Origin of the sequence: Flavobacterium chungnamense (assembly GCF_039539165.1) — a bacterium.
In the GTDB taxonomy this organism is placed as follows: domain Bacteria; phylum Bacteroidota; class Bacteroidia; order Flavobacteriales; family Flavobacteriaceae; genus Flavobacterium; species Flavobacterium chungnamense.
The window spans coordinates 280,178-303,029 of record NZ_BAABCS010000020.1; the positions used below are offsets into that span (position 1 = coordinate 280,178).

The window sequence follows — 22,852 nt, forward strand, 5'->3', positions numbered from 1 at the left end:
TAATTTAATTTGTATTTTAACTATTCAATATTTTAAGCCGAATTCCTGCTAGCATTAGTATTTCCAAAAAGAGAGCGCAATACTAATTTTTCATAAACTTCTAAAAGTTTGGCATCACCACTACCCTTTTTGATTTCGTTGATTTGCATTAAAGCATATTGCTGAATCGTTAACAATGGTAACACAATATCTTCGCGCATTTTGATAGAAGCTTTTCCATCAGGATAGTTTTCCATTAGTTCTTTGTGTCCTGCAATTTTTAGTAATAATCGCTTGGTTTCTTGAAATTCATCGAAGATTATTTGCCAAAAATCACCAAACTCAGTATCGTTTTTCATGTATTGTGTTAAAGGAAAAAAAGATTTTGCCAACGACATCATACTGTTTTCTAATAATGTTCTGAAAAACAACGACGTATCAAATAGCGATTGTACTTTTTCCCATTGGTTGGTGGTTTCAAAATGTTTTAAAGCCGAACCAACTCCAAAAAAACCAGGAACATTTTGTTTCATTTGACTCCACGAACCTACAAACGGAATGGCACGCAAATCAGCAAAATCAAGACTTTCGCTTGCATTTCTTTTAGATGGACGACTTCCAATATTGGTTTTGGAATAATAATTCAACGTACTCATTTGCTCCAAATAAGGAATAAACTTAGGATGATTTTTGAAACTCAAATATTTTTGATAGCCAATTTCTGAAAGTTCGTCAATGATTTTCTTATCGGAATCGGACAAATTGATGCTTTCATTTTTGTAAATCTGATTTGCAACTCCAGCACTTAAAAGGTTTTCTAAATTATAACGACACGATTCTGTTGTTCCAAAATTAGAACTAATAGTCTGACCTTGAATTGTCAATTGAATTTCTTGATTTTCAATTTCTGAACCTAATGACGCATAAAATTTATGTGTTTTTCCACCACCACGCGCTGGCGGACCACCACGTCCATCGAAGAAAATTACTTTAATTCCGTATTTTCTTGAGATTGTTGTTATGGTTTGTTTGGCTTTATAAATTCCCCAATTTGCCATCAAATATCCGCCATCTTTGGTTCCGTCGGAGAAACCTAACATTACGGTTTGCTTGTTGTTTCTATTTTTTAAATGGGCAGCGTACTCTTTATTAGTGTACAATTGCTCCATAATTTTGTCAGCATCTTTCAAATCTTCAATCGATTCAAATAACGGAACAATATCTACCGATGGATTTTCCCAATTGCATAATTTGAACAACGCAAAGGTCTCCATCACATTCAACGCACTTTCATTGTTGGAAATAATGTAGCGGTTGGCTCCTAACTCACCATTATTTTCTTGAATTGTCTTGATGGCAAAAATAGAATCTAATGTTTGCTTTGTCATTTCATCGTTAAACAAATCAGAAGAAATGTTTCCAGAAATTGTTGCTAGTAATTCCATTCGTTTTTCACTTGAATACGTAAAGTAATCTTTGAAATTTTCATTGCCTGTTCCAAGGGAATCAAAAATGGTTTTAATTACTTTATTATGAATTTTACTATTCTGACGAATATCTAAAGATGCAAAGTGAAATCCGAATACATTTACTTTATTTATCAAATCATTGATGTCGTCTAAATACAACGATTGGTGTTTTTCTATGCAAAGTAACTTGATTTCATTTAATTTATCTTTTAGTTCCGATAAAGTAATATAAATAGTTCCTGTTGAATAAAATACAGAACGATATAGTTTATTTTCAATATCTGAAATTATGGTTTCAATTCCAGAAAATGTTAGTTTTCTTTTTAGTTTTCTAACATCCAAATAATATGATTTAAGAATTGAAGTTCTTAATCTATCAGCAACTTTTAAAGTGATTTCTGTGGTTACAAATGGATTTCCATCTCTATCGCCTCCAGGCCAAAATCCTAAATTTATTATAGAATTGGAAATGGATTTTTCTTTAAAAATATTCTTCTGAATGTACTGTAACATTTCGCCTGATGTTTGATAAAAAACATTTTCCAAATACCATATCAAACTCACAGCCTCGTCAAAAGGTGTTGGTTTATCCTTTTTTATAAATGGAGTTTTTCCTAATTGTGCCAATAATTCTTTGATTTTATTCAAATCATTTTCACGAATAGCATCCGTCAAATCGGTAATTATTCCCAAAACTGAACCTGGATAAAATTGAGTTGGATGTGCAGTTAGAACTGTCCTAATATTAAAATCTTCTAAAAAAGATTGTAATTCTTGCTTTAATTCTTTAGTATCAGCTCGTTCTTTTACATCACGAAGCGAACCTTTTCCTTCCATATTATTCACCACTGGAAAAGCTGCATCTTCAATAGCATCAAAAAGAACAATTTGACGTTCTACATATTGAATGAAACGAAACATCAAACCAATTTTTTCTTCTTCGGAAACGTTATCCAAGTATTTTTTTGCAAACGAATTAACAATCTCAACTGGCGAAAGATTATTCTTGAATCCGTTATCACAAACTTCTGTAAAAAGCGGTAATAAAACTCCTGTATTATCAATAGCATCAAAAGGTAAGGTTATAAATACACTATTATAAATGTGGTATTTGGACAATACATTTTGATTGAAACGTTCTATTTTTGGTAGTGTGTACATAGAAAAAAATTGAATTTAAATATACAAAAAAACCTCAAGCAAAAAACTTGAGGTTGGTATAATTGATTTTCATTAGAAAATTAAATGTCTTTGAAAATGGTGTGCATCAAACGTTTTTTGTCGTTGATACTTTCCTCAAGTGAAATCATTGTTTCAGTTCTGTAAACACCTTCGATATCGTCAATCATGAAGATTACGTCTTTAGCATGTTTAGTATCTTTTGCTCTAATTTTACAGAAAATGTTGAATTTACCTGTAGTTACATGAGCAACGGTTACGAATGGAATTTCGTTAATTCTTTCTAAAACAAATTTAGTTTGTGAAGTATTATTCAAGAAAACACCAACGTAAGCGATGAAAGAATATCCTAATTTTTCATAATCTAAAGTCAATGAAGAACCCATAATGATTCCTGCATCTTCCATTTTCTTAACTCTTACGTGAACTGTTCCTGCAGAAATTAATAATTTTTTTGCGATGTCAGTAAATGGAACTCTTGTGTTATCAATTAACATATCAAGGATTTGGTGATCTACTTCATCTAAACGAAACTTACTCATAATTACTAATTTATATTATTGTTTTGATTTATAAATACAAATTAATACATTTTATTTAATAAAAAACAAAAAATAATGTTATTTTTTTAAACCATTAACAAATTTTATGCTATTTCCTAAATAAAAATTGACTTTTTGATTTAATTTAGGAATATTTTCTTCATTGTCAGAATACAACATTTTGTGTGCGTTGTACATGATATGACCAAATTTTCCTTTCAACTCACCAATTTCAGCTATGTAAGCGTTCAACTGGATTTTACCATCAATTAGCTCTTCTTTGTATTGAGCAGCAAAATTCGTAATTATTTCTTTACCATCATAATTTATTTTGATGTTTTTATAAAGAAAATCATAAAAAACGATATTATTTTGAGAAATTGACAAATATTTTGCGATTTCATTATCAACTACATCGTTTTCGTAAATATGCTTCAATCCAGAAATTAAAGCAATGAAAATCATTTTTCGAGTATATTCTCTATAATAATCCTCTTGATAATGTCCTGCTTCAAATAAAATAGTAGGAACATTTAAAGATGTAAATCTATCTCCAATGCAATTGATATTAAATCCGTCATCAAATCTTCCGACTTGATTTGGAATGTGATTTTGAAGTTCATTATTCATAGCCACAATAACATTCATCGCTTTGGCTCGAACTTCGTTTATTTCTCGACTTTCGTTAAAAGCTGGAGCTAAAAAAGAAACTGTTGCAACATTACCTTCATTTCCTGCTCCAAAAATGGTTCGTTGATCGTGAAGATTGTAACAAAAATCGGGTTTGAAATCATCAAATGTTTTACGAAGTAATTGACTTTCGGGTTGAGACAAATCAACTGAATCTCTGTTTAAATCAACTTTATTTGCATTTTCACGAGTATACAATTCGGCTCCATCAGGATTTACCATCGGAAGAAAACAAAAAGTAAATTCTTGAAGTAACTTTACACCTAATGCTTCTTGCGAATGAATTATATTGAAAAAATCAAACAAAGCTTTGGTTGTTGTACTTTCGTTTCCATGCATTTGAGACCACATCAGAATTCTGATTTTACCTGTTCCAATTTCATATTTATAGATAGGTTTTCCTAAAACTGATCTTCCAATGACTTCTGTTTGAAATTTGGATAAAAGCGGCTCAATATCTTTTAAAGTAATATATCTTCCGAAAAGTGAATTGGCTTTGTATTCCTTATGTAAATCGATGTAATCCATAAACTAAATTTGACACAAAGGTAATCAACTAGAATTATTTGAATACAAAAAAACCTCCAATACTAACTATTGGAGGTTTCTAACAAAAACTATAACAAATCTAACTGATTATTTTCTAATAAGATAAACACTACTAATTCCTGCTTCTTGTCTTGACATTGTTGGAGTTGCATCGCCATTTGCAGTTGGTAAATTGAATGTTAATAATTTTCCGCCAGCATTTAATCGCTCTGCTACATAAACTTGTTCAGTTAGATCGTCATAACTCACATCTACAGGATTTCCTAGGGTTGAATTTGGACCATAAAGTCTTATTTGACTTGATGTTGCAATTGTTCCCATATTTGGCGTAGCAGCTAAAACACTTGAAAAATTGTTGATGACTATCAAACCACCATCAGAATCTGAAGCAGCTGAACCAACATCTGTTAGTATCATTCTATTGTCGACAGCAGAAAATGCAATTCCGTGAGTTCTAACTAAACCTTGAATTGTAACTCTTTTTGTTGGCGTAATTGTTCCACTAGGGTTTGAAAAGAAATTTTCAAAAACAACAATATCACCAGTCAAATCTGCAGTTGCATACAAAGTAGTTCCGTTTACGAAGATTCCCCCAATTTTTGAAGTTTACAATATATACGTTTAATAAATTTAATCCAGTAGCCGTTTTTTGATAAACTAACAACTTATTAGTATTGCCATTTGAAGCAGCTTGATCTTGAGTTACAACAACTTTATCACCATAAACTGCTGTTTCTCTTGGGTTGGTGAATTCAGATGCACTTGAAAATTTCGTTGAAAGTGAAGTTAAATTATTAGTTATTGCTGATTGCAATCCTCCATAAACTTCTAATTTATTGTTAGTCCTTGATGCTAAAATTACTTCATCTGTTGTTGAATCATAATAAATACCATCTGTATCTAACGAGCTAATAGTAAAACTTTTTACTGTTGGTGATGCAACAGATAAATCGCTAAAAGTTACTTTACCAGAATTATTACTAGAAGTAACAATCTTAAATTCTGAAGTTGTCATTGGTGTAGCTGGCGAATCATCATCACTACAAGAAGTAAAAGCAATTGCTAAAGTAGCAAGGAATAGAAAATTTGTTTTCATAAGTACTATTTTTTTTGTTTATAATAGTATTTACGAAAAATAAGTTGTGTTGGTTTTTTTATACTTTAAATCCGTTTTCCGGAATCTTACCTTTTACACCTTTAAAAAAAGGAAGTAGCCCTTTTAAATCTTCATCATAGTTAGCAGTTGGGAAGAAAGATTTACCTATGGTAACCTCTTTTTTACCAAAATCAAAAGCAACTGGAAGTATTGGTACATTGGCTTTTACAGCAATGTAATAAAACCCAGTTTTGAGTTCTGATACATATTTTCGTGTGCCTTCTGGTGCTATTGCTAATCGTAATTCGTCATAATCATCAAAAGTTTTTGCAATGGCATCTACCTTATTAAGACCTCCTGTTCGGTCTAGTGGTTTTCCGCCCATCCATTTAAAATACCAACCAAAAGGGAATTTGAATAATTCTTTTTTACCAACAAAATGCATTGGTACTTCTGTAATACCTCTTGTAAATAATCCTAAATAGAAATCGTGCCAACTTGTGTGAGGCAAAACCATAAAAACGCATTTATTTACATTTAGATTGCTAGCGCCAATTATTTTCCAACCCATTAATCGAAAGAAAATAAATTCATAAAGTCGTTTCTTCATCTCAAATATTTTGCGTAAATTTAGCATTAATCTATTATTTTTCAGAAAATATTTTTATTTATGCTATCAAAATTCTTAAGCTACTTCATTCCTATAAACGTTATTAAGAAAAACTCCTCTATAAGTAAAACTTTGGAGGTTACTTGGAACAATGGCGAGTTGGTTTTAGATTCAAAAAACACCAATTATTCTTATGGAAGTTTGCAACGAATTTTAAAAAAAGGATTAAAATATATTGGTTTTGAAAGAATAAGAAAATTTGAAAACATATTAATTCTTGGTGTTGCCGGTGGAAGCGTCATTAAAACTTTAGTTGACGAAGTAAAATTTAAAGGAAAAATAACCGGAGTTGAAATCGATAAAGATGTAGTTGAAATTGCCAACAAGTATTTCAAATTAAACGAAATTAAAAACTTAGAATTGATTGTTGATGATGCTTTTGAATTTGTATTAAAGACCAAAGACAAATATGATTTAATCATTATTGATATTTTTCAAGATACAACAATGCCAAATTTTTTGTTTGAAGATTTTTTTATAAATAGAATTAACTTTTTGCTAAATGTTGAAGGTTTCATACTTTTTAACACGATGGTTATCAACGAAAAAAATCGAATTAGAAATTTGGATTATAAAAAGAAATTCGATGCCAATTACTCCATACGAATGTATCCAAAAGTAGAAACTCATAATGAATTATTTACTATTAAAAAGCTAATAGAATGAGATCTTTCTTATATAAATTATTTGTTGGAAAAGTATCTATTGACTATAAACCAAAATACGATCCAATACAAAAACGTATTTTAAATATTAAATCTATTTGGAATAATGACCATCAAGATGATAATGGAATTGAGAAGATAGTTAGATTATTACTTTCAATATCACAATTACTTTTTCCTGGTGTTTATATAAAATATATAGCTTGTAAAATTGGTCATGAATTTCAAGACTTAGCTATGGATGTTTACATTTTATTGAAAGTTGCTTTTCCAATTCTAATATTAATAAATGGATGGCAATCTAATTTATTCTTAATTTATTTGATGATTTATGTTCTGGCAGAAACGTTATTGTATATTCCGACTTTGATATTTGCTTCCGATTTATTTACTCGTCCGCGTTCTTACAAACGTTCAATGTTGTTACTTTTCTTTAATTACATAGAAATTGTAGTCGCGTTTGGAGTTCTTTATACTTTAGGAGAAAATATGAACAAACCTTTTTCACATTGGTTTGATTCCATCTATTTTAGTTTGGTAAGTTCTAATTCTATTGGATTTGGAGATTATTATCCAATCACAACTTATGGTAAAGTTTTAGTTAGCATGCAAGCCATTTTCTTCTTATCATTTGTGATTTTGTTTTTGAATTTCTTCTCTACAAAAGTGAAAGGAAAAGGGTATTTTGATAATGATGAAATAGCGTAGAAAGTACGAAGTTTGATATACGAAGTACGAAGTTTATAACATCTTTCTAGCCTTATCCAAATCTTCTGGTGTATCAATTCCGATTCCGACGTGAGTTGTTTCTAACATTTTGATTCGTTTTCCGAACTCTAAATAGCGAAGTTGTTCTAGTTTTTCAGAAGCTTCCAATGATTTCATAGGTAAGGAATAGAAATCTAAAAGTGCTTGTTTGCGGAAAGCATAAATTCCGATGTGTTGAAAATAACGAACACCAACATTCTTATCTCTTGGATACGGAATTACAGAACGTGAAAAGTACAAAGCAAAACCATTTTGATCAACAACAACTTTCACATTATTTGGGTTATTGATATCTTCTTCATTAGTTATTTCTCTCATTAAAGAAGCTAAATCTACTTTTTTATAAGCATCATTTTTAAAGACTTCTATTACTTTTTCTAAAGGTTCTTTGTTAATAAAAGGTTCGTCACCTTGAACATTTACTACAATATCAACATCTAAATTAGCAACTGCTTCAGCAATTCTATCGCTTCCGCTTTCGTGTTCTTTTATTGACATAATGGCTTTTCCACCATTAGAAACTATTTCGTCGAAAATCAAATTGGAATCAGTAACCACAAAAACATCGTCAAATAAATTGGTGTTTTTTGCAGCTTCATACGTTCGAAGGATTACAGTTTTACCACCTAAATCTTGCATCAATTTAGCAGGAAAACGTGTAGAAGCATAACGAGCTGGAATTACGGCGATTACTTTCATACTTTTTAGTTGTCGGTTGTCGGTTTTCTGTTGTCAGTTTATAAACTGATAATTGACAACTTTATTTTTTTAATTTTTTAAATATCCAATAAATCACACCAAAGATAATAACAACGAGGATAACTGCAACTATTGGAAGGAAAATTGCTAAGGAACTTAAAGTAATTGCGGTTCCGGTTTCGGCGGTGGAAACTACTGGATTTCCTAAACCTGCTGTTTTTACTGATGATGCTAATCGTGTTGTGGTAGTCAATCCTTGAAATGCTGTGGCGGAACCACTTCCAGCGATTATTGCCAGAATTGTAGTCATTGTTGGAGAAATATCAACCATTGTGGAAGCCATTACTACAAATCCGGCTATGGCTGCTAATGGCGTTGCAATTGTATCCAATAAATTATCAATAAACGGAATGTAGTAACCAAATATTTCGAAAATCATGGCTACACCAAAGCTTATCAATGCTGGCAAACCGCCAATCCATGCCCAACTTTCATTTAGAGGAATAACATTAAAATAAGACGCCAAACTCAATGCGAACACAGGTAAGAAAACTCTAAATCCTGATGCTGAAGCTAAACCGATTCCGAGGCAAATTGATAAAATGGTTTCTAGATTCATTAATTTTAATTTTACAAATATACTAAAAAACAAATCCTCGTTTTACAATTAAAAACGAGGATTTGTTTGATTATAATTAATTATAAATTGAATTATTTTTGTGGCGCTTCATCAAAATTCATCATCCAATGGATTCCAAATTTATCAACAAACATTCCAAAATAGGCGCCCCAAAATGTATTTTCTAAAGGCATTTTTATTACTCCATCTGCTGACAATCCGTTGAATAATCTGTCTGCTTCTTCTCTACTCGATGCATTTACTGATATAGAAATATTATCTCCAACAACTGTTGTATGACCAAAAGCTTCTGACGTATCACTTCCAAACAAAATGGTTTCTGCGCTAATTGGCAATGAAACGTGCATTATTAAATTTCCTGCTTCTTCAGAAATTGGTTCGCAATTTTCTGCTGGTGGCATTTCATTGAATCTTCCTATATAGGTAAATTCTCCACCAAAAACTGATTTGTAAAAATTGAAAGCAGCTTCGCAAGTTCCGTTGAAAGTTAAATATGCATTTACTGTTGCCATAATTTAAATGTTTTAAGAATTGTTTGATGATTCAAAGATATAATTTTTTGTTCAATAATTTTGCAAAACTATACTCTCAATGAACCTCGAAAACCTCGTACTGCATAATACGATTGCGCGCCATTATGGTAAATAAAAACGGTTTCATATCGAAAATCAGCAAAAAGTGCGCCACCTAATTGTCTGATTTTTGAAGGTGTTTTTATCCAACTTGACGTTTTTAAATCAAATTTTCCTAACTGTTGCAAGTAGCGATACTCGTCTTCTGATAAAAGTTCAATTCCCATAGAAGTTGCCGTATCAATTACGTTATTCTCTGGTTTGAATTCTTTTCTTGCCTCTAAAGCTTCTTTGTCGTAACACAAACTTCTTCGTCCTTTTGGTGTTTCTGTTGCACAATCATAGAAAACATATTCATCCATTTCTTTGTCGTAATCAACAACGTCTGGTTCGCCTTCGGTTCGTTCCATTTCGTTTAAGGACCAAAGTTTATTTGGATTGGCTTCTAACTTTTCTTGAATTTTCGACCATTCCAAGCCATGATGACGGTTTGGATGTTTCTCAAAACGCTTTTTTAGAATAGCTAAAAGTTCGGATTGTTGGGTTGGTGAAAGTTGATTTTTTGACATATTATAACATTAAAAGTTAATTATGATAGTATCATTTGATAGTATCATCAAATAATTAATCTACTTTTCGTTATGAATTAGCATCAAAATCTATCATCCATTCGATACCATATTTGTCTCTGAACATTCCAAAATAAGAACCCCAAGGACTATCTTGAATCGGCATTTCAACAGTTCCGCCTGCAGAAAGTCCGTTGAATAATTTATCGGCTTCTTCTCTACTTTGTGCTGAAACTGCAATCTTAGATCGATTTTCATTTTCATTGACCGTTCCCATAAAACTTGGAACATCATTTGCCATTAAGGTGTTGTTGCCAATTGGTAGAGCGATGTGCATTATTTTATCAGCGTCTTTTTCATCGACTGGAAAATCTGGACCTTCTAAATCTTTGAGACGCGTAATTTTAGAAAATTCTCCACCAAAAACTGATTTATAAAATGTAAATGCTTCTTCTGCATTTCCGTTGTAGTTTAGATGTACGTTTATTTGTGCCATGGTTTATTGGTTGTTTGTTATTTGCTTAAGCTAATGTATAAAAAAAATCCGCAAAGTTTGGAAGATGCTTGCGGAGCATTTCTATATTAATTAAATCCAATTTTGTTGTTTTCAGATAGAAATATTTTATTCAATTCCTCAATTGATTTTTCAAATTCAACACCCGAAATTGCTTCATTTTTTCGTAACCATTGAAGATTGCTTTTTTGAGAATCATATGTTAAGTTCTTAGTTACAGGCAAAAAATAAGTTTGTCTTAAGTAATTATTTCGTGTTGTAAAAAGAAGTTCAAAAAACTCATCAACTTCATTAATATTTGGAATCTTTTTGAAAGCAAATATATTTACATTAAACCCAATTCTCACTCGCCAAAGATTTTCTACACTATAAAAATAAACAGGAATAGCTAAAAGAAAAATGATTAAAAAGAACATCCAAATATTAGGATCAAATTCTTTATCATCTTTATAAATTAAACATACTAGTATCAAAAAAGCTAATAAGCCAAGAATTACTAGCATACTTCTTCTGTGTAAGACAAATGATTCTTTTTGATTAGGAATATTTTCAAATGGCACAACAATATCAGATACAACTCCAAACAAAGTAGTTTTGCAATGTACTTTGGTTTCAAAAATTTTGAGTTCTCTTTTGATGTAACCTTTTTTTTGAATTAGTTCTTTTATCATTAATTTTTATGTTTTTAAACTTTTTTTTAAATCATTCAACTAAATTAATATTATTTCTGTTGAAACTTTTATCGAAGAATCAAATACAATATTACAAATAAGAACCAAAAATAAAACAACACATAGTTACTTAATAAATTAATTTTTTCTGATAAATCATTTTTTAATACTTTATATTTTCTAATCAATTTGTCAGGACGATAATAAGTAAAAAACAGTACCATGAAAATAATTGTAATAAATATAGCAAAACTTAATCCTCCATTTTCTCCTTTTAACATTAAAGAATTACGAACAAGTTTAGTTATTATTGAATATAAACTGAACTTTCCTAAAAATGACATTATACTCATAAGAATAAAAAGAAAACCTGCTAAATATCCTTTCAAAGTTGAACTATAAAATACATCAGGCTTTGTGTATGAAATAAAAATAAATCTTACTCCAAGTAATAAAATTAAAGCTGAAAGTAAATAATTGAATAAGTCTGCCATTAAAATAATACTTAATTGGTATTGTTTACTTTATAAAAATTAAGGGTTTAACTTACCAAATATAACAATTTCCCACAATCTACTCCAAAAAACTCTCGTCTTTAAACCCAATCAAATACAATCTATCTTTAGCTCTTGTAATTGCAGTGTAAAGCCAACGAATGTAATCTCTGTCGATGCCTTCGGGTAAATACGGTTGTTCTATGAAAACGGTGTTCCATTGTCCGCCTTGGCTTTTGTGGCAGGTTATCGCGTAAGAGAATTTTACTTGCAATCCGTTGAAGTATTCGTTTTCTTTTACTTTTTGGAATTTGGCGTATTTGGTTGTTAGGTGTTCGTAATCTTTCATCACTTCTTCATACAATTGGTTGGATTGCTCGTAGGTTAAGGATGGTGATTCACTTTTAATAGTATCTAAAATCAAAACGGTTTCAAACGGAATTTGGTTTGGATAATCGACCATTCGTATTTTGACTTTGGCAAATTTGAATCCGTATAATTCTTTGAAACTATAAATTTCCAAAACTTCGATGATGTCGCCATTGGCAATGAAACCGGCTTCGTCTTTTTCTTTCAACCAAAAGTAGTTGTTCTTCACAACCATCAAGAAATCGCCTGTCGATAAATCGCTTTCTTTGTCGAGGATTTTGGTTCTAATTTGCTCGTTGTATTGGTTGGCTCTTTTGTTGGAACGCACAATAAACGCTGTATCTTCAATAGAATAATTACTATAAGCTTGGTTGATGGCGTCTTGAATATCATAAACATCAGTAAGACGAACAATATCTTTGAAACCTCGCAACTTGAATTTGAATTCGGTGATGAAACTGTCTTTCAACAATTCGCGCAATTCGGTGGCGTTGTAGAGAATTCCGGAGTTTAGTTCTTGACGCATTACTTCGTCGAGTTCAATCCAATCTACTTTTTTGTCGTAATTTAGTTCTAAAGTATCGGTGTTTAAAGCTGGTGAAATATCTAAATTCACTGGCGGAAGCTGAGCTGTGTCGCCAAGTAAAATCATTTTGCAATTTTCACCACTATAGATGTAAGAGATTAAATCGTCTAGCAAACTTCCGTTTTCGTACATTTTGCTTTCGGCGGCAACATCAGAAATCATGGACGCTTCATCGACTATGAAAATGGTATTTTTGTGTTTGTTTTGTTGCATCGTAAAAGCCACTCCGCCACCACTCGACTTCTTTGGAAAATATATTTTCTTATGAATCGTAAATGCTGGTTTGTTGGAATAATTGGCAATAACTTTGGCAGCTCGACCTGTTGGTGCCAATAAAACGTATTTTTTATTGACTTCGATTAGGTTGTTTACAATGGTAGAAATTACGGTGGTTTTTCCTGTTCCTGCGTATCCTTTTAGTACAAAAATGCTGTCGTTGTTGACATTGGTGATGAAAACGGCAATTTTTTGAAAGAAGGCATCTTGCTTAATCGTGGGATTAAACGGAAAGTTTTGGGATAGAATGGAATAGAAATTTTTGGTTGCCACAGGTTTTTATTTAACCGCAAAGTACAGAAATATGTTTAGAAGTTTGAATGTTTAGGAGTTTTGTTTATTAACATTTTTTGGAACACAGATTTAAGAAATTGGAATAATTTTCACTGATTTTATAAATTTCTCAAATTTCTCTAATCTGTGTTGCTAAACTTAATGTTGTTTTGGAAATCTGATTTTGTGAAAATGGATGGCTTTTTAGCCCTGATTGGATCAGTTACCTTGTAACGCGGAAAGCAGGAATAAGGTTTGTAGAAATGCCCGAACCATTCGCTCCTTAAAAATAAAAATCGTAAGTTTGCGATGTTAAAAAAGGAATTTCAAAATGAGTATTACGGACAAAACTTATAAAAAACTAGCTATTCAAGTTTCTTTGAATGGGTTGTCGTTTTGTGTATTTGATACTTTGAGTGGTAAACCTGTGGTGTTGCATAACATTCATTTTGATAGTTTTCAGCGTAGTGCGAAGATAGAAGATTTGTTTGCTTCGGTTTTTAGAGAACATCCTGAATTGAGCCATAAGTATGATGAAATTGAGATTCTTCACAGTAATAATTTATCGACTTTTGTGCCGACAGCTTTGTTTGACGAGGAGTTTTTAGGAAGTTATTTGCAATACAATACTAAGGTTTTTGAAACCGATTTTTTCACTTTTGACGCTTTAGATAAATATGAAATGAATAATGTTTACATTCCGTATGTGAATATGAATAACTTTTTTATTGACCAATATGGTTCGTTTGAATACAAGCATGCAAACAGTGTTTTGGTTTCAAAATTGTTGGATTTATCTAAGAATAATGAAGAACGCAAGATGTTTGTTCACGTAAGTGAAAGTCATTTTGAGATTATTGTAGTTCAGAATCAGAAGTTACATTTGTTTAATTCGTTTGAGTACAAAACGCCTGAGGATTTTATTTACTACATTCTATTTACTGCTGAACAATTGCAGTTGAATCCTGAGCATTTCAAATTGGAATTGCTTGGAGCGATTGTTGAAACGGATGCTTTTTATCAAATTGCCTACAAATATATTAGAAACATAAGTTTATTTGACGTTTCTGATTTTAAAAACAACTTCACGGAAAAAGAAAACCGCGAACACTTTATACTACTTCACTCGTGAGAATCATTTCTGGAAAATACAAAGGAAGACGCATTACAGCTCCAAAAAACTTACCGGTTCGACCAACGACTGATATGAGTAAGGAAGCGCTATTTAATGTACTGAACAATCATTTCAATTTTTCGGGATTGAAGGTTTTGGATTTATTTGCTGGAACTGGAAACATTAGCTACGAATTTGGTTCACGTGGTTGTGACAATATTACGTGCATCGATGGCGATATGGGTTGCGTGAATTTCATTAAGAAAACTGCCAAAGAATTTGACTTGGATATTACTGCTATTAAAAGTGATGTGTTCAAATTTTTAGAAAAGCACAAAGGAAGTTACGATATTATTTTTGCCGATCCACCTTATGGAATTGCGCAAAAAGAATTTGAAAAACTAATCGAAATGGTCTTCGAAAACGAATTATTAGACGAAGAAGGCATGATGATTATGGAACACTCTAAACATACTAAACTCGACCATATGATGCATTTTTCTTTTCAGAAGAATTATGGTGGTTCGGTGTTTTCTTTTTATGAGTTTGAGGTAGATGATGAGGAAGATGAAAGTGAGGAAGAGTAATTAATAAAATTCTATAGCTTCAATTTCATCTTTAACAAATTCTACAGAAATCATTATTTCAGAATCATTTGAGTAATATTCAAATTCATATTCCACTGAATTGGTTTCCTCTTCAAGGTAAATGTAAAGATCTTCTAAATTAAAATCTCTTTTTAAATCGATATTTTTTTCAGGGAATTGTAAATCAATTTTGGTTTGAATTTTTGATTGCAATTCAGCAATTGAATCCATTATTTGATAGGTTTTCTGTAATGTATTTGAAAATGGACCATTAGTATCACCGTCTATACTAATTGAAATTGGTTCACGATTATTGTTATTGAACTTGTATTCGGTATCCCAACTAAAGTAGATATCTTCCTTTTTATAGGTACATAGCAGTTTTCCTAATTTAGAATCTACTAAAGTTTTTTCTAAAGATTTTTTAGAAAACAAACTACCAAACAATAATTTTAATACCTGTATCATAATAAAAAAATAAAAAAAAGCAGACCTATAAGCCGGATTCTGTCATCAATAAAGATGCCTTATCATTTATCTAGACTTGCAATTACTCACAAGTTCCATCTTTCTACCCTTCGACAACGGACGAGTAATCCTTAAATGTCGATATACTTGAAATTTCACCGCATAGAGTTTACCTGGTTTCACTACAGCCGAACTGTACATACTTTCTGTTGCACTTGTCCTAATCCAATTTCTTGAATTGACGGATGTTATCCGCTATGCTACTCTTTGGTGTCCGGACTTTCCTCTTATTATTACTAACAAGCGATAAGGCGGTCTGCGGAGCAAAGGTAAACAATTAGCACCTAGAAATTGTGCCATGAATTTACAACTTTAAGCATTAATTATGTAATGCATTATTTTTTAAACAGTTGTAAGTTTGTAAATCAATTAAAAAACAAACAAAATGGATCCTAAAATGTATCACTACGCAACGGTTAGCAAAGCTCTTGAAGAATTGAACGAAAAAGGATTTACTGTAGATTTTAATATTCAGGAAAAAAGAATTATTGATAGTCCGGATGATTTTGAAATTGTACACATGTATAGGTATGAAGGAGAAAGTGATCCTGGAGATCAAGCAACGGTTTATGGAATAAAATCTAGCACTGGTGAAAAAGGTGTTTTTGTTGCAGGATTATCAGCTTATACTGAAAAAAGCGCGGCTATGGTTTTGAATGAATTGACAATAAAAGGTAACCGAAATCCTTAAAGTACGTAGAACTTGAACGTTAGCACTTGACTAGCCCAGAATGAAATGGAAAGCTAGAAATAGCTTCTAGAAAAAAAGAATTTATTTTTTTGAATTGTTATTGCATTTGATTTTTGAAATTGATTTTTTTAAATCTATATTTGTAATCCAATAATTTTCTATGGAACAATTTGTAGTATCTGCTCGTAAATATCGTCCGCAAACGTTTAAAGACGTTGTTGGTCAGCAAGCTATTACGAATACTTTGTTGAATGCTATAGAAACCAACCATTTGGCTTCTGCTCTATTATTTACTGGTCCAAGAGGTGTTGGAAAAACAACTTGTGCTAGAATTTTAGCTAGAAAAATCAACCAACCTGGCTATGATGATCCAAATGAAGATTTTGCATTTAATGTTTTCGAATTGGATGCTGCTTCTAACAATTCTGTTGATGATATTCGAAATTTAATTGACCAAGTTAGAATACCGCCACAAACTGGACAATATAAAGTTTATATTATTGACGAGGTTCATATGTTGTCATCGGCTGCTTTTAATGCGTTTTTGAAAACATTGGAAGAACCACCAAAACATGCTATTTTTATTTTAGCAACTACAGAAAAACACAAAATTATTCCGACGATATTATCTCGTTGTCAGATTTTTGACTTTAAACGAATTACAGTTAAAGACGCTAAAGAACATTTGGCAGAAGTAGCAACAAGTCAAGGTGTACAATTTGAAGATGACGCTTTGCATATTATAGCTCAGAAAGCTGATGGTGCAATGCGTGATGCTTTGTCAATTTTTGATAGAGTTGTTTCGTATTGTGGAAACAATTTAACACGTCAAGCTGTAACTGAAAATCTGAATGTTTTAGATTTTGAAACCTACATTAAAGTAACCGATTTGATTTTGGAGAATAATATTCCAAGCATCTTAATTGCTTATAATGATATTTTATCGAAAGGTTTTGACGGACATCATTTTGTTTCTGGATTGGCTTCTCATTTTAGAGATTTATTGGTTTGTAAAAATCCTGCAACTCTAGTTTTATTAGAAGCTGGTGAACAAGCGCAACAACTTTATGGTCAGCAAGCACATAAATGCCAATCGGATTTTCTTTTAAAAGCGATTGAAATTGCCAATGATTGTGATTTAAAATACAAGGTTTCTCAAAACCAACGTTTGTTAGTTGAACTAACATTAATGCAACTTTGCTCTATCAACTTTGATGGAGAAAAAAAAAAGTTGACTTTATAATTCCACCGACTTATTTCAGAAACAATAATTATTCGATTACAGAAGTTGGAAGTTTGAAAACAACGGATGCGATTTCTGTTGAAAACCCTATTTCAGAAACAACCGCTAAAATTGAAGTTGAAGAACCTAAATCTGAAACTTTAATTCAAACTTCTGTTGAATCATCAAAATCTGAAGATAATATAAAACAAGAATCCGTTATAGTAAGTTCTATTGAAGTGCCAAAAACTGAAACAGATTTTAAACCCGAAACTGGAAAAATTTCAGCATTATCTTTAGGTAGTATTCGTGCCAAAAAGGAAATGATGGAAGCTCAAAAAGGTGTTGTAAAAGTGGAAGAACACTTACCAAGTGAAGATTTTACAGAAACCGAAATGCTAGAACTTTGGTATAAATTTGCCGATAGATTGGGCGATAAAGGTGCGAAAATCATGGAATCACTCTTAAGAATAAGTGATCCTAAACTTGATGGCACTATCATTATTTATGAACTTCCGAATGAGGGTTCTAAAATTGATTTTGAAAAAGCTAAACCAGAATTATTAGGTTATTTGAGAGGACATTTACACAATCATGATATTACAATTGAAGTTGTTGTAAATGAAGCAGTGAAAGTGAAAAATGCGTTTACACCACAAGATAAGTACAACCGACTGAATGAAATCAATCCGAATTTAGAAGTTTTGAAGAAGACTTTTGATTTGGATTTATAAAAAAAATGTTTCAGTAATTTAGAAACGTTTTTTTTCTATTTCTTCAAAAACTCAATTAATCCTTTCATATACGTTTCTTGGTCGTCGTATAAACTCATATGACTTCCGTTGGCGCAATACAAATAAGTTCCTTTTGGAAATTGCGTTGCCATCCATTTCATATATTCTGGATCCATTGTATCATATTTTGCTCCTATTACTAATGTTGGAACTGTTATGTTTTTTAATTCTTTAGAAACATCCCAATTGGTTAATTTTCCTGAAATCCCTAATTCGCTTGGTCCTTGCATTGTAATGTAAAGTGACTGATTCAATCTACTTGAAGCTCTATTAACAGGTTCAGGCCATTCATTAACAGGTTTTCTTAAGATGTGTTGATTATAGAAATTAGTCATCAGCAATTCCATATACTTTGGATTGTTGTAGTCTTTTATAGCTTCTAAATCTTTAATCGTTTTTAAGATTTCTGGATTCATTTGTTTGGCTAAAACTTTAGAATATTCTCCATATTTAGGACAACTCGCCATCATATTGGAAACTATTAATCCTTTTAAATTGTCTTGATATTTTAAAGCATATTGCATTCCTAGAATTCCGCCCCAAGAATGACCTAATAAATAGAAATTATCTTTGTTTAAATTCAGAGCTACGCGAACTTGTTCTACTTCTTCAACATATCTAGGCAAATCCCACATTGTGGTATCGTTTGGATTTTCTGAAAAACCAGTTCCTAACTGATCATAATAGATAAATTCAATTCCTTCTTTTGGAAGAAAACTTTCCATACACTCAAAATATTCATGCGACATTCCCGGACCGCCATTTAACAACAATAACTTGATTTTTGGATTGTTTCCGATGCGCTTTGTCCAAACATTAAACTTTCCTTTTGGCGTTTCTATGGTAATCATTTTGACGCCACCAATTTTAATTCCATTTTCATCAGAATTAAAATAAGAGTTCGATGAAGTTTCTTGCTTACAAGAAATTAAAAGTAAGACAGTTATTAATCCGAAAAGGTATTTTAAGTTTTTCATACATTTAAATTTTATATTGTACCATAATACATTGCTTTTACTATTCCGTCTGAAAGTCCAATTTTTGGGACATATATTTGTCTAGCACCACTCCATTTCATTGCGTTAAGATAAATTTGAGTAGCAGGAATAATTACGTCAGCTCTATCTGTATTCAAACCTAATTCGGCGATTCTTTGTTCGTAAGTTAGTGAATTTAAGTATTGATATTGAGATGCTAAATAGACATAAGACAAAGGTTTATCTTGATGTTTTTCAGATAATTTGTGAATTTTATTAATATTACCACCAGAACCAATTAAAGTTATATTTTCATATGGTTCGCAGTTGGTTTTAATCCATTTTTCGATTTCAATCCAAACGATTTCATTAACCATATTGTTCAGTAATCGTACCGTTCCGTTTTTAAATGATTTTGAATTAATCATTTTTCCATCAGAAAATAGTGAAAATTCTGTGCTTCCTCCTCCAACGTCTACATATAAGTATGTTTTATCAGTAGCAAGAAAGCTATGCAAATCTGATGATGCAATAATTGCTGCTTCAACTCTTCCGTCAATAATATCAATTTCAACATCTGATTTATTCTTAATAATTTCAACAACTTCTTTACCATTGTATGCCTCTCTCATGGCAGATGTCGCGCAAGCTTTGTACTTTTCTACTTTGTAAACTTTCATTAAAAGTCGAAAAGCTTCCATAGCATCAACCATTCTATCAATGTTTTCATTGGTAATTTCACCAACAGTGAAAGCATCTTGTCCTAAACGAATTGGCACACGAATTAAAGCCGATTTATTGAATTGTGTTTCCTTTCCGTCTTGTTCAACTATGTTGGTTATAAGCAATCGCATGGCATTAGAACCAATATCAATTGCTGCATATTTTTTTATTGAAATCATTTATTCTTTTGGGTTGTATTTTAAAAATTATTGTTGTCTTCTTGCTGATTTTTATAGTAACTATAGGTTTCGTGTTGTGCGCGGAAAACAGTTTCGCCTTCTTTTCTAACTCGATATTTATTGTCTAATTTTTCTGAATGCAAACGTGCTTTTACATTACCTTTCCAACCCACTTCGAAGGTTTCAATTAATTGCTTTTTAATATCTTCTTGATAAATTGGGCAAGTTACTTCGACTCGTCCGTCAAGATTTCTTGTCATAAAATCCGCCGAAGAGATAAATACTTCAGGATTATCATCATTACCAAAAATAAAAACTCTTGAATGCTCAAGAAAATTATCAACAATACTTATTGCTTCTATATTTTCACTCATTCCTTTTACGCCAGGAATTAACGAACATATACCTCTAATTTGAAGTTTCATTTTCACTCCAGCATTACTTGCTTCATACAATTTATCAATCATTTGAAAATCTGATAAACTGTTCATTTTTAAATTAATATAAGCTGGCTTTCCAACTTGAGCATTGAGAATCTCTCTGTCAATTAGTTTATTGAATTTTGAACGCGAATAATGAGGTGAAACAATTAAATGTTTGTATCGGTGTAATCTGTAATTGATGTCAAAAAACTCAAAGATTTTGGTTACATCTTTTAGAATTTGATTGTGGCTTGTAAACAAAGTTACATCGGTGTAAAATTTAGCTGTAGTCTCATTGAAATTTCCAGTTGAAATAAATCCGTAACGTTTTATTTTACCTTCTTCCAGCCTATCAATAACACATATTTTACTATGTACTTTTAATCCTTTGATACCAAATATCAATTCGATTCCTTCTTGTTGCATTTGCTCGGCGTAGGAAATATTGTTGGCTTCATCAAATCGTGCTTGAAGTTCAATTTGAACCACAACACGCTTTCCGTTTTTAGCCGCATTTATCAAAGAGCTAATGATTTGTGAGTTTTTTGCTAATCGATATAAAGTAATTTTAATGGAAGTAACTTTCGGATCAAGAGCTGCTTCTCTCAAAAATTTAATTAAGTAAGAATATGACTGATAGGGTGCAAAAATTAAGTAATCTTTTTTGGCAATTCTATTTAGTATGCTTCCTTCTAGAGACAATCCTTCTACTGGTAATGGAGGTTTTTGCTGATATAATAAATCAAAACGTCCTAGATTTGGAAAATCCATATAATCTCGGCGATTGTGGTATCTTCCTCCAGGAATTATACTATCTGTAGATTCAATTCCCATTCTATCTAAGAAAAATGAAAGGGTGTCTTTATCAATTTTTTTATCGTAAACAAAACGAACTGGTTCACCAATTCTTCTGTCTTTAACAGAAGTAGCTATTTTTTGTAACATACTCTTGCTCATGTCACTATCAATATCTAATTGAGCATCACGAGTAATTTTAATCATATGTGCAGAAATGCTTTCGTACTCGAAAATATTAAAAATGCTACTCAAATTATAACGAATTACATCATCTAATAGCATTATATATTGTTTTTCTCCAATTGCAGGAAGTACAACTATTCTGTTGAATGTTTTAGGAATTTCAATGATTGCGTAACGAACCTCTTTTTTGGGTTTTACAAGACCCAGTACTTTAGCTTTTTCAGAGGTTTTCATTACAAGTTTTATGGCTAAATATCCCACAGTATCCTTAAGCAAAGGGAATTCTGCCAAATCATTCAAGATAATTGTAACAAGTTCCGGGCTTACTTTCTGTATAAAAAAATCGTGAACAAAATTTTGATGTTCTTGACAAAGCTCACTTTCATTAACGATTATGATGTTTTGCTTTTCTAATTGTTTTTCAATTATTTCAAGGATTCGTAAACTCTCCGATTGTTGTTTTATTACAATATCTGTAATATCCTTTACTAATTGTTGAGCCGTAATTCCTCCTAAAATTTTTTCACCAGTTTGTCCAGAAAGACTTAATCTTCTAATAGCTGCAAAACGTACTCTAAAAAACTCGTCAAGATTATTTGAGAAAATACCCAAAAATCTAAGTCTATCCAATAAAGGAACGGTTTCATCTGCAGCTTCTTGTAAAACTCTAGCATTAAAAGTTAGCCAACTTTTCTCTCTATCAATATATCGGTAATTATTTTCTGAACCCATAACTAAATATCTCTTGGAAATATAATTTTTTCTGTTTTACCCTTATTTATTTTATTCCAATCATCACATTCGAAAATAATCGAAACATAACCTGAAGTTGGAACATTATCAATAAAAATGTTTCCAAATTTATTAACAAAATCTGTAATGGCACCATTATGACCAAAAAGAATTAAGCTTTTAAACTCATTTGAACAAGATTTAACAATTTTTTCTAATTGATTTAAATCGAAAGTATATAAATTCTCTTTAAACTGAATTTGCATTTCGTTATTTTCACCCCAAATTGATAAAAATAGTTTTGCTGTTTGTCTAGTTCGTTCTGCTGGGCTTATCCAAATTAAAGATTTATCGTTAAATAATTTCTTAGTTTCTGTGGCTACTTTAATTGTTTTTTGAATTCCCTCTTCAATAATTGGTCTTTTAAAATCATTAATTGGATTATTCCAAGAAGATTTAGCATGTCGAATCAAAGTCAATTTTTTCATTAAAATACTATTAGAGTTATTAACAATTTTTTCTTGTAATATATTTATAAGATTTTAAATTAAAAAATGAAGTCGTTTGAACTTTATGATGTATATATTAATTTAGCTTGGAGTTAAATTTAAGAAAAAAAACTTATTTTTAAC

At 31.2% G+C, this 22,852-nt stretch carries 26 protein-coding genes and 1 other RNA gene; 7 read left to right on the forward strand and 20 right to left on the reverse strand.

Annotation, left to right across the window (positions count from 1 at the left end; genetic code table 11):
* Window positions 1-32 precede the first annotated feature (32 nt).
* The 6 genes from ABD771_RS11765 to ABD771_RS11790 form a co-directional block, all read right to left on the reverse strand.
* Entirely contained in the window at window positions 33-2,609 is a 2,577-nt protein-coding gene (locus ABD771_RS11765; RefSeq protein WP_345094790.1) for a phosphoenolpyruvate carboxylase, read from the reverse strand.
* An 80-nt stretch (window positions 2,610-2,689) separates the two neighbouring features.
* A complete protein-coding gene (locus ABD771_RS11770; RefSeq protein ID WP_035127172.1) occupies window positions 2,690-3,169 on the reverse strand; it encodes an Lrp/AsnC family transcriptional regulator in 480 nt (159 codons plus the stop codon).
* A 78-nt stretch (window positions 3,170-3,247) separates the two neighbouring features.
* Window positions 3,248-4,387, reverse strand: coding sequence for a M14 family metallopeptidase (locus tag ABD771_RS11775; protein ID WP_345094792.1), 1,140 nt, complete (start codon window positions 4,385-4,387; stop codon window positions 3,248-3,250).
* A 108-nt stretch (window positions 4,388-4,495) separates the two neighbouring features.
* On the reverse strand, window positions 4,496-4,975 hold the full coding sequence (locus tag ABD771_RS11780) for a hypothetical protein (RefSeq protein ID WP_345094794.1): 480 nt from the start codon (window positions 4,973-4,975) through the stop codon (window positions 4,496-4,498).
* Window positions 4,947-5,504, reverse strand: a complete 558-nt coding sequence (locus ABD771_RS11785; protein ID WP_345094796.1) for a hypothetical protein — start codon at window positions 5,502-5,504, stop codon at window positions 4,947-4,949. The genes ABD771_RS11780 and ABD771_RS11785 overlap by 29 nt, the downstream gene beginning before the upstream one ends.
* A gap of 58 nt (window positions 5,505-5,562) precedes the next feature.
* On the reverse strand, window positions 5,563-6,114 hold the full coding sequence (locus ABD771_RS11790; protein WP_344816270.1) for a 1-acyl-sn-glycerol-3-phosphate acyltransferase: 552 nt from the start codon (window positions 6,112-6,114) through the stop codon (window positions 5,563-5,565).
* A 60-nt stretch (window positions 6,115-6,174) separates the two neighbouring features.
* Here ABD771_RS11790 and ABD771_RS11795 point away from each other — a divergent pair, with 60 nt between their 5' ends.
* Together ABD771_RS11795 and ABD771_RS11800 are read left to right on the forward strand one after the other, a co-directional pair.
* On the forward strand, window positions 6,175-6,840 hold the full coding sequence (locus ABD771_RS11795) for a spermidine synthase (protein ID WP_344816269.1): 666 nt from the start codon (window positions 6,175-6,177) through the stop codon (window positions 6,838-6,840).
* Window positions 6,837-7,547 (forward strand): potassium channel family protein, encoded by a 711-nt coding sequence (locus tag ABD771_RS11800; RefSeq protein WP_344816268.1) that lies wholly within the window; start codon window positions 6,837-6,839, stop codon window positions 7,545-7,547. The genes ABD771_RS11795 and ABD771_RS11800 overlap by 4 nt, the downstream gene beginning before the upstream one ends.
* A 33-nt stretch (window positions 7,548-7,580) precedes the next feature.
* Here the strand turns inward: ABD771_RS11800 and kdsB are convergent, their stop codons facing one another.
* From kdsB to ABD771_RS11840, 8 genes are all read right to left on the reverse strand, one after another.
* The gene (gene kdsB, locus ABD771_RS11805) at window positions 7,581-8,306 is read right to left on the reverse strand and encodes a 3-deoxy-manno-octulosonate cytidylyltransferase (protein ID WP_345094800.1); all 726 of its coding nucleotides are present in this window, start codon (window positions 8,304-8,306) and stop codon (window positions 7,581-7,583) included.
* A 61-nt stretch (window positions 8,307-8,367) separates the two neighbouring features.
* On the reverse strand, window positions 8,368-8,925 hold the full coding sequence (locus ABD771_RS11810) for a DUF4126 domain-containing protein (protein WP_345094802.1): 558 nt from the start codon (window positions 8,923-8,925) through the stop codon (window positions 8,368-8,370).
* 92 nt (window positions 8,926-9,017) lie between these two features.
* Window positions 9,018-9,458 carry a VOC family protein gene (locus ABD771_RS11815; RefSeq protein ID WP_345094804.1) on the reverse strand — a complete coding sequence of 147 codons (441 nt, stop codon included), beginning with the start codon at window positions 9,456-9,458 and terminating at the stop codon, window positions 9,018-9,020.
* A gap of 68 nt (window positions 9,459-9,526) precedes the next feature.
* Window positions 9,527-10,087 carry a DUF4256 domain-containing protein gene (locus ABD771_RS11820; RefSeq protein ID WP_345094806.1) on the reverse strand — a complete coding sequence of 187 codons (561 nt, stop codon included), beginning with the start codon at window positions 10,085-10,087 and terminating at the stop codon, window positions 9,527-9,529.
* A 70-nt stretch (window positions 10,088-10,157) separates the two neighbouring features.
* The gene (locus ABD771_RS11825; protein WP_345094808.1) at window positions 10,158-10,583 is read right to left on the reverse strand and encodes a VOC family protein; all 426 of its coding nucleotides are present in this window, start codon (window positions 10,581-10,583) and stop codon (window positions 10,158-10,160) included.
* 86 nt (window positions 10,584-10,669) lie between these two features.
* Entirely contained in the window at window positions 10,670-11,272 is a 603-nt protein-coding gene (locus tag ABD771_RS11830) for a hypothetical protein (protein WP_345094810.1), read from the reverse strand.
* Window positions 11,273-11,340: 68 nt separating this feature from the next.
* Entirely contained in the window at window positions 11,341-11,766 is a 426-nt protein-coding gene (locus tag ABD771_RS11835) for a hypothetical protein (RefSeq protein ID WP_345094812.1), read from the reverse strand.
* Window positions 11,767-11,845: 79 nt separating this feature from the next.
* Entirely contained in the window at window positions 11,846-13,270 is a 1,425-nt protein-coding gene (locus tag ABD771_RS11840; RefSeq protein ID WP_345094814.1) for an ATP-dependent DNA helicase, read from the reverse strand.
* Between the two features lie 331 nt (window positions 13,271-13,601).
* On the opposite strand from ABD771_RS11840, the gene ABD771_RS11845 reads away from it, so the two are divergent.
* The gene (locus ABD771_RS11845) at window positions 13,602-14,402 is read left to right on the forward strand and encodes a DUF3822 family protein (RefSeq protein WP_345094816.1); all 801 of its coding nucleotides are present in this window, start codon (window positions 13,602-13,604) and stop codon (window positions 14,400-14,402) included.
* Entirely contained in the window at window positions 14,399-14,971 is a 573-nt protein-coding gene (gene rsmD / locus ABD771_RS11850; RefSeq protein ID WP_345094818.1) for a 16S rRNA (guanine(966)-N(2))-methyltransferase RsmD, read from the forward strand. The genes ABD771_RS11845 and rsmD overlap by 4 nt, the downstream gene beginning before the upstream one ends.
* On the opposite strand, the gene ABD771_RS11855 is transcribed toward rsmD, so the two are convergent.
* Window positions 14,972-15,439, reverse strand: a complete 468-nt coding sequence (locus ABD771_RS11855) for a hypothetical protein (protein WP_345094820.1) — start codon at window positions 15,437-15,439, stop codon at window positions 14,972-14,974.
* Between the two features lie 12 nt (window positions 15,440-15,451).
* An RNA gene (gene rnpB / locus ABD771_RS11860) (RNase P RNA component class A) lies at window positions 15,452-15,762 on the reverse strand.
* A gap of 122 nt (window positions 15,763-15,884) precedes the next feature.
* Between rnpB and ABD771_RS11865 the strand changes: the two genes are divergently transcribed.
* From ABD771_RS11865 to ABD771_RS11875, 3 genes are all read left to right on the forward strand, one after another.
* On the forward strand, window positions 15,885-16,190 hold the full coding sequence (locus ABD771_RS11865; RefSeq protein WP_345094822.1) for a hypothetical protein: 306 nt from the start codon (window positions 15,885-15,887) through the stop codon (window positions 16,188-16,190).
* 160 nt (window positions 16,191-16,350) lie between these two features.
* Complete coding sequence (dnaX, locus tag ABD771_RS11870) at window positions 16,351-17,433, forward strand: DNA polymerase III subunit gamma/tau (RefSeq protein ID WP_345094824.1); 1,083 nt, start codon at window positions 16,351-16,353, stop codon at window positions 17,431-17,433.
* A 53-nt stretch (window positions 17,434-17,486) separates the two neighbouring features.
* Window positions 17,487-18,146, forward strand: coding sequence for a DNA polymerase III subunit gamma/tau (locus ABD771_RS11875; RefSeq protein WP_345094826.1), 660 nt, complete (start codon window positions 17,487-17,489; stop codon window positions 18,144-18,146).
* A gap of 35 nt (window positions 18,147-18,181) precedes the next feature.
* Here ABD771_RS11875 and ABD771_RS11880 read toward each other — a convergent pair whose 3' ends face one another.
* The 4 genes from ABD771_RS11880 to ABD771_RS11895 are packed head-to-tail and all read right to left on the reverse strand — an operon-like array spanning window position 18,182 to window position 22,708.
* On the reverse strand, window positions 18,182-19,183 hold the full coding sequence (locus tag ABD771_RS11880; RefSeq protein ID WP_345094829.1) for a proline iminopeptidase-family hydrolase: 1,002 nt from the start codon (window positions 19,181-19,183) through the stop codon (window positions 18,182-18,184).
* An 11-nt stretch (window positions 19,184-19,194) separates the two neighbouring features.
* Window positions 19,195-20,085, reverse strand: coding sequence for a Ppx/GppA phosphatase family protein (locus ABD771_RS11885; protein ID WP_345094831.1), 891 nt, complete (start codon window positions 20,083-20,085; stop codon window positions 19,195-19,197).
* Between the two features lie 20 nt (window positions 20,086-20,105).
* Entirely contained in the window at window positions 20,106-22,220 is a 2,115-nt protein-coding gene (gene ppk1 / locus ABD771_RS11890; RefSeq protein WP_345094833.1) for a polyphosphate kinase 1, read from the reverse strand.
* 2 nt (window positions 22,221-22,222) lie between these two features.
* Window positions 22,223-22,708, reverse strand: a complete 486-nt coding sequence (locus ABD771_RS11895; protein WP_345094835.1) for a SixA phosphatase family protein — start codon at window positions 22,706-22,708, stop codon at window positions 22,223-22,225.
* Window positions 22,709-22,852 lie beyond the last annotated feature (144 nt).

What these genes read in the sequence shown, in the direction of transcription:
- ABD771_RS11765 (WP_345094790.1), bottom strand. Translation starts at nt 2,609, where the DNA reads ATGTACACACTACCAAAAATAGAACGTTTCAATCAAAATGTATTGTCC.
- ABD771_RS11770 (WP_035127172.1), bottom strand. Translation starts at nt 3,169, where the DNA reads ATGAGTAAGTTTCGTTTAGATGAAGTAGATCACCAAATCCTTGATATG.
- ABD771_RS11775 (WP_345094792.1), bottom strand. Translation starts at nt 4,387, where the DNA reads ATGGATTACATCGATTTACATAAGGAATACAAAGCCAATTCACTTTTC.
- ABD771_RS11785 (WP_345094796.1), bottom strand. Translation starts at nt 5,504, where the DNA reads ATGAAAACAAATTTTCTATTCCTTGCTACTTTAGCAATTGCTTTTACT.
- ABD771_RS11790 (WP_344816270.1), bottom strand. Translation starts at nt 6,114, where the DNA reads ATGAAGAAACGACTTTATGAATTTATTTTCTTTCGATTAATGGGTTGG.
- ABD771_RS11795 (WP_344816269.1), top strand. Translation starts at nt 6,175, where the DNA reads ATGCTATCAAAATTCTTAAGCTACTTCATTCCTATAAACGTTATTAAG.
- ABD771_RS11800 (WP_344816268.1), top strand. Translation starts at nt 6,837, where the DNA reads ATGAGATCTTTCTTATATAAATTATTTGTTGGAAAAGTATCTATTGAC.
- kdsB (WP_345094800.1), bottom strand. Translation starts at nt 8,306, where the DNA reads ATGAAAGTAATCGCCGTAATTCCAGCTCGTTATGCTTCTACACGTTTT.
- ABD771_RS11810 (WP_345094802.1), bottom strand. Translation starts at nt 8,925, where the DNA reads ATGAATCTAGAAACCATTTTATCAATTTGCCTCGGAATCGGTTTAGCT.
- ABD771_RS11815 (WP_345094804.1), bottom strand. Translation starts at nt 9,458, where the DNA reads ATGGCAACAGTAAATGCATATTTAACTTTCAACGGAACTTGCGAAGCT.
- ABD771_RS11820 (WP_345094806.1), bottom strand. Translation starts at nt 10,087, where the DNA reads ATGTCAAAAAATCAACTTTCACCAACCCAACAATCCGAACTTTTAGCT.
- ABD771_RS11825 (WP_345094808.1), bottom strand. Translation starts at nt 10,583, where the DNA reads ATGGCACAAATAAACGTACATCTAAACTACAACGGAAATGCAGAAGAA.
- ABD771_RS11830 (WP_345094810.1), bottom strand. Translation starts at nt 11,272, where the DNA reads ATGATAAAAGAACTAATTCAAAAAAAAGGTTACATCAAAAGAGAACTC.
- ABD771_RS11835 (WP_345094812.1), bottom strand. Translation starts at nt 11,766, where the DNA reads ATGGCAGACTTATTCAATTATTTACTTTCAGCTTTAATTTTATTACTT.
- ABD771_RS11845 (WP_345094816.1), top strand. Translation starts at nt 13,602, where the DNA reads ATGAGTATTACGGACAAAACTTATAAAAAACTAGCTATTCAAGTTTCT.
- ABD771_RS11855 (WP_345094820.1), bottom strand. Translation starts at nt 15,439, where the DNA reads ATGATACAGGTATTAAAATTATTGTTTGGTAGTTTGTTTTCTAAAAAA.
- ABD771_RS11865 (WP_345094822.1), top strand. Translation starts at nt 15,885, where the DNA reads ATGGATCCTAAAATGTATCACTACGCAACGGTTAGCAAAGCTCTTGAA.
- dnaX (WP_345094824.1), top strand. Translation starts at nt 16,351, where the DNA reads ATGGAACAATTTGTAGTATCTGCTCGTAAATATCGTCCGCAAACGTTT.
- ABD771_RS11880 (WP_345094829.1), bottom strand. Translation starts at nt 19,183, where the DNA reads ATGAAAAACTTAAAATACCTTTTCGGATTAATAACTGTCTTACTTTTA.
- ABD771_RS11885 (WP_345094831.1), bottom strand. Translation starts at nt 20,085, where the DNA reads ATGATTTCAATAAAAAAATATGCAGCAATTGATATTGGTTCTAATGCC.
- ppk1 (WP_345094833.1), bottom strand. Translation starts at nt 22,220, where the DNA reads ATGGGTTCAGAAAATAATTACCGATATATTGATAGAGAGAAAAGTTGG.
- ABD771_RS11895 (WP_345094835.1), bottom strand. Translation starts at nt 22,708, where the DNA reads ATGAAAAAATTGACTTTGATTCGACATGCTAAATCTTCTTGGAATAAT.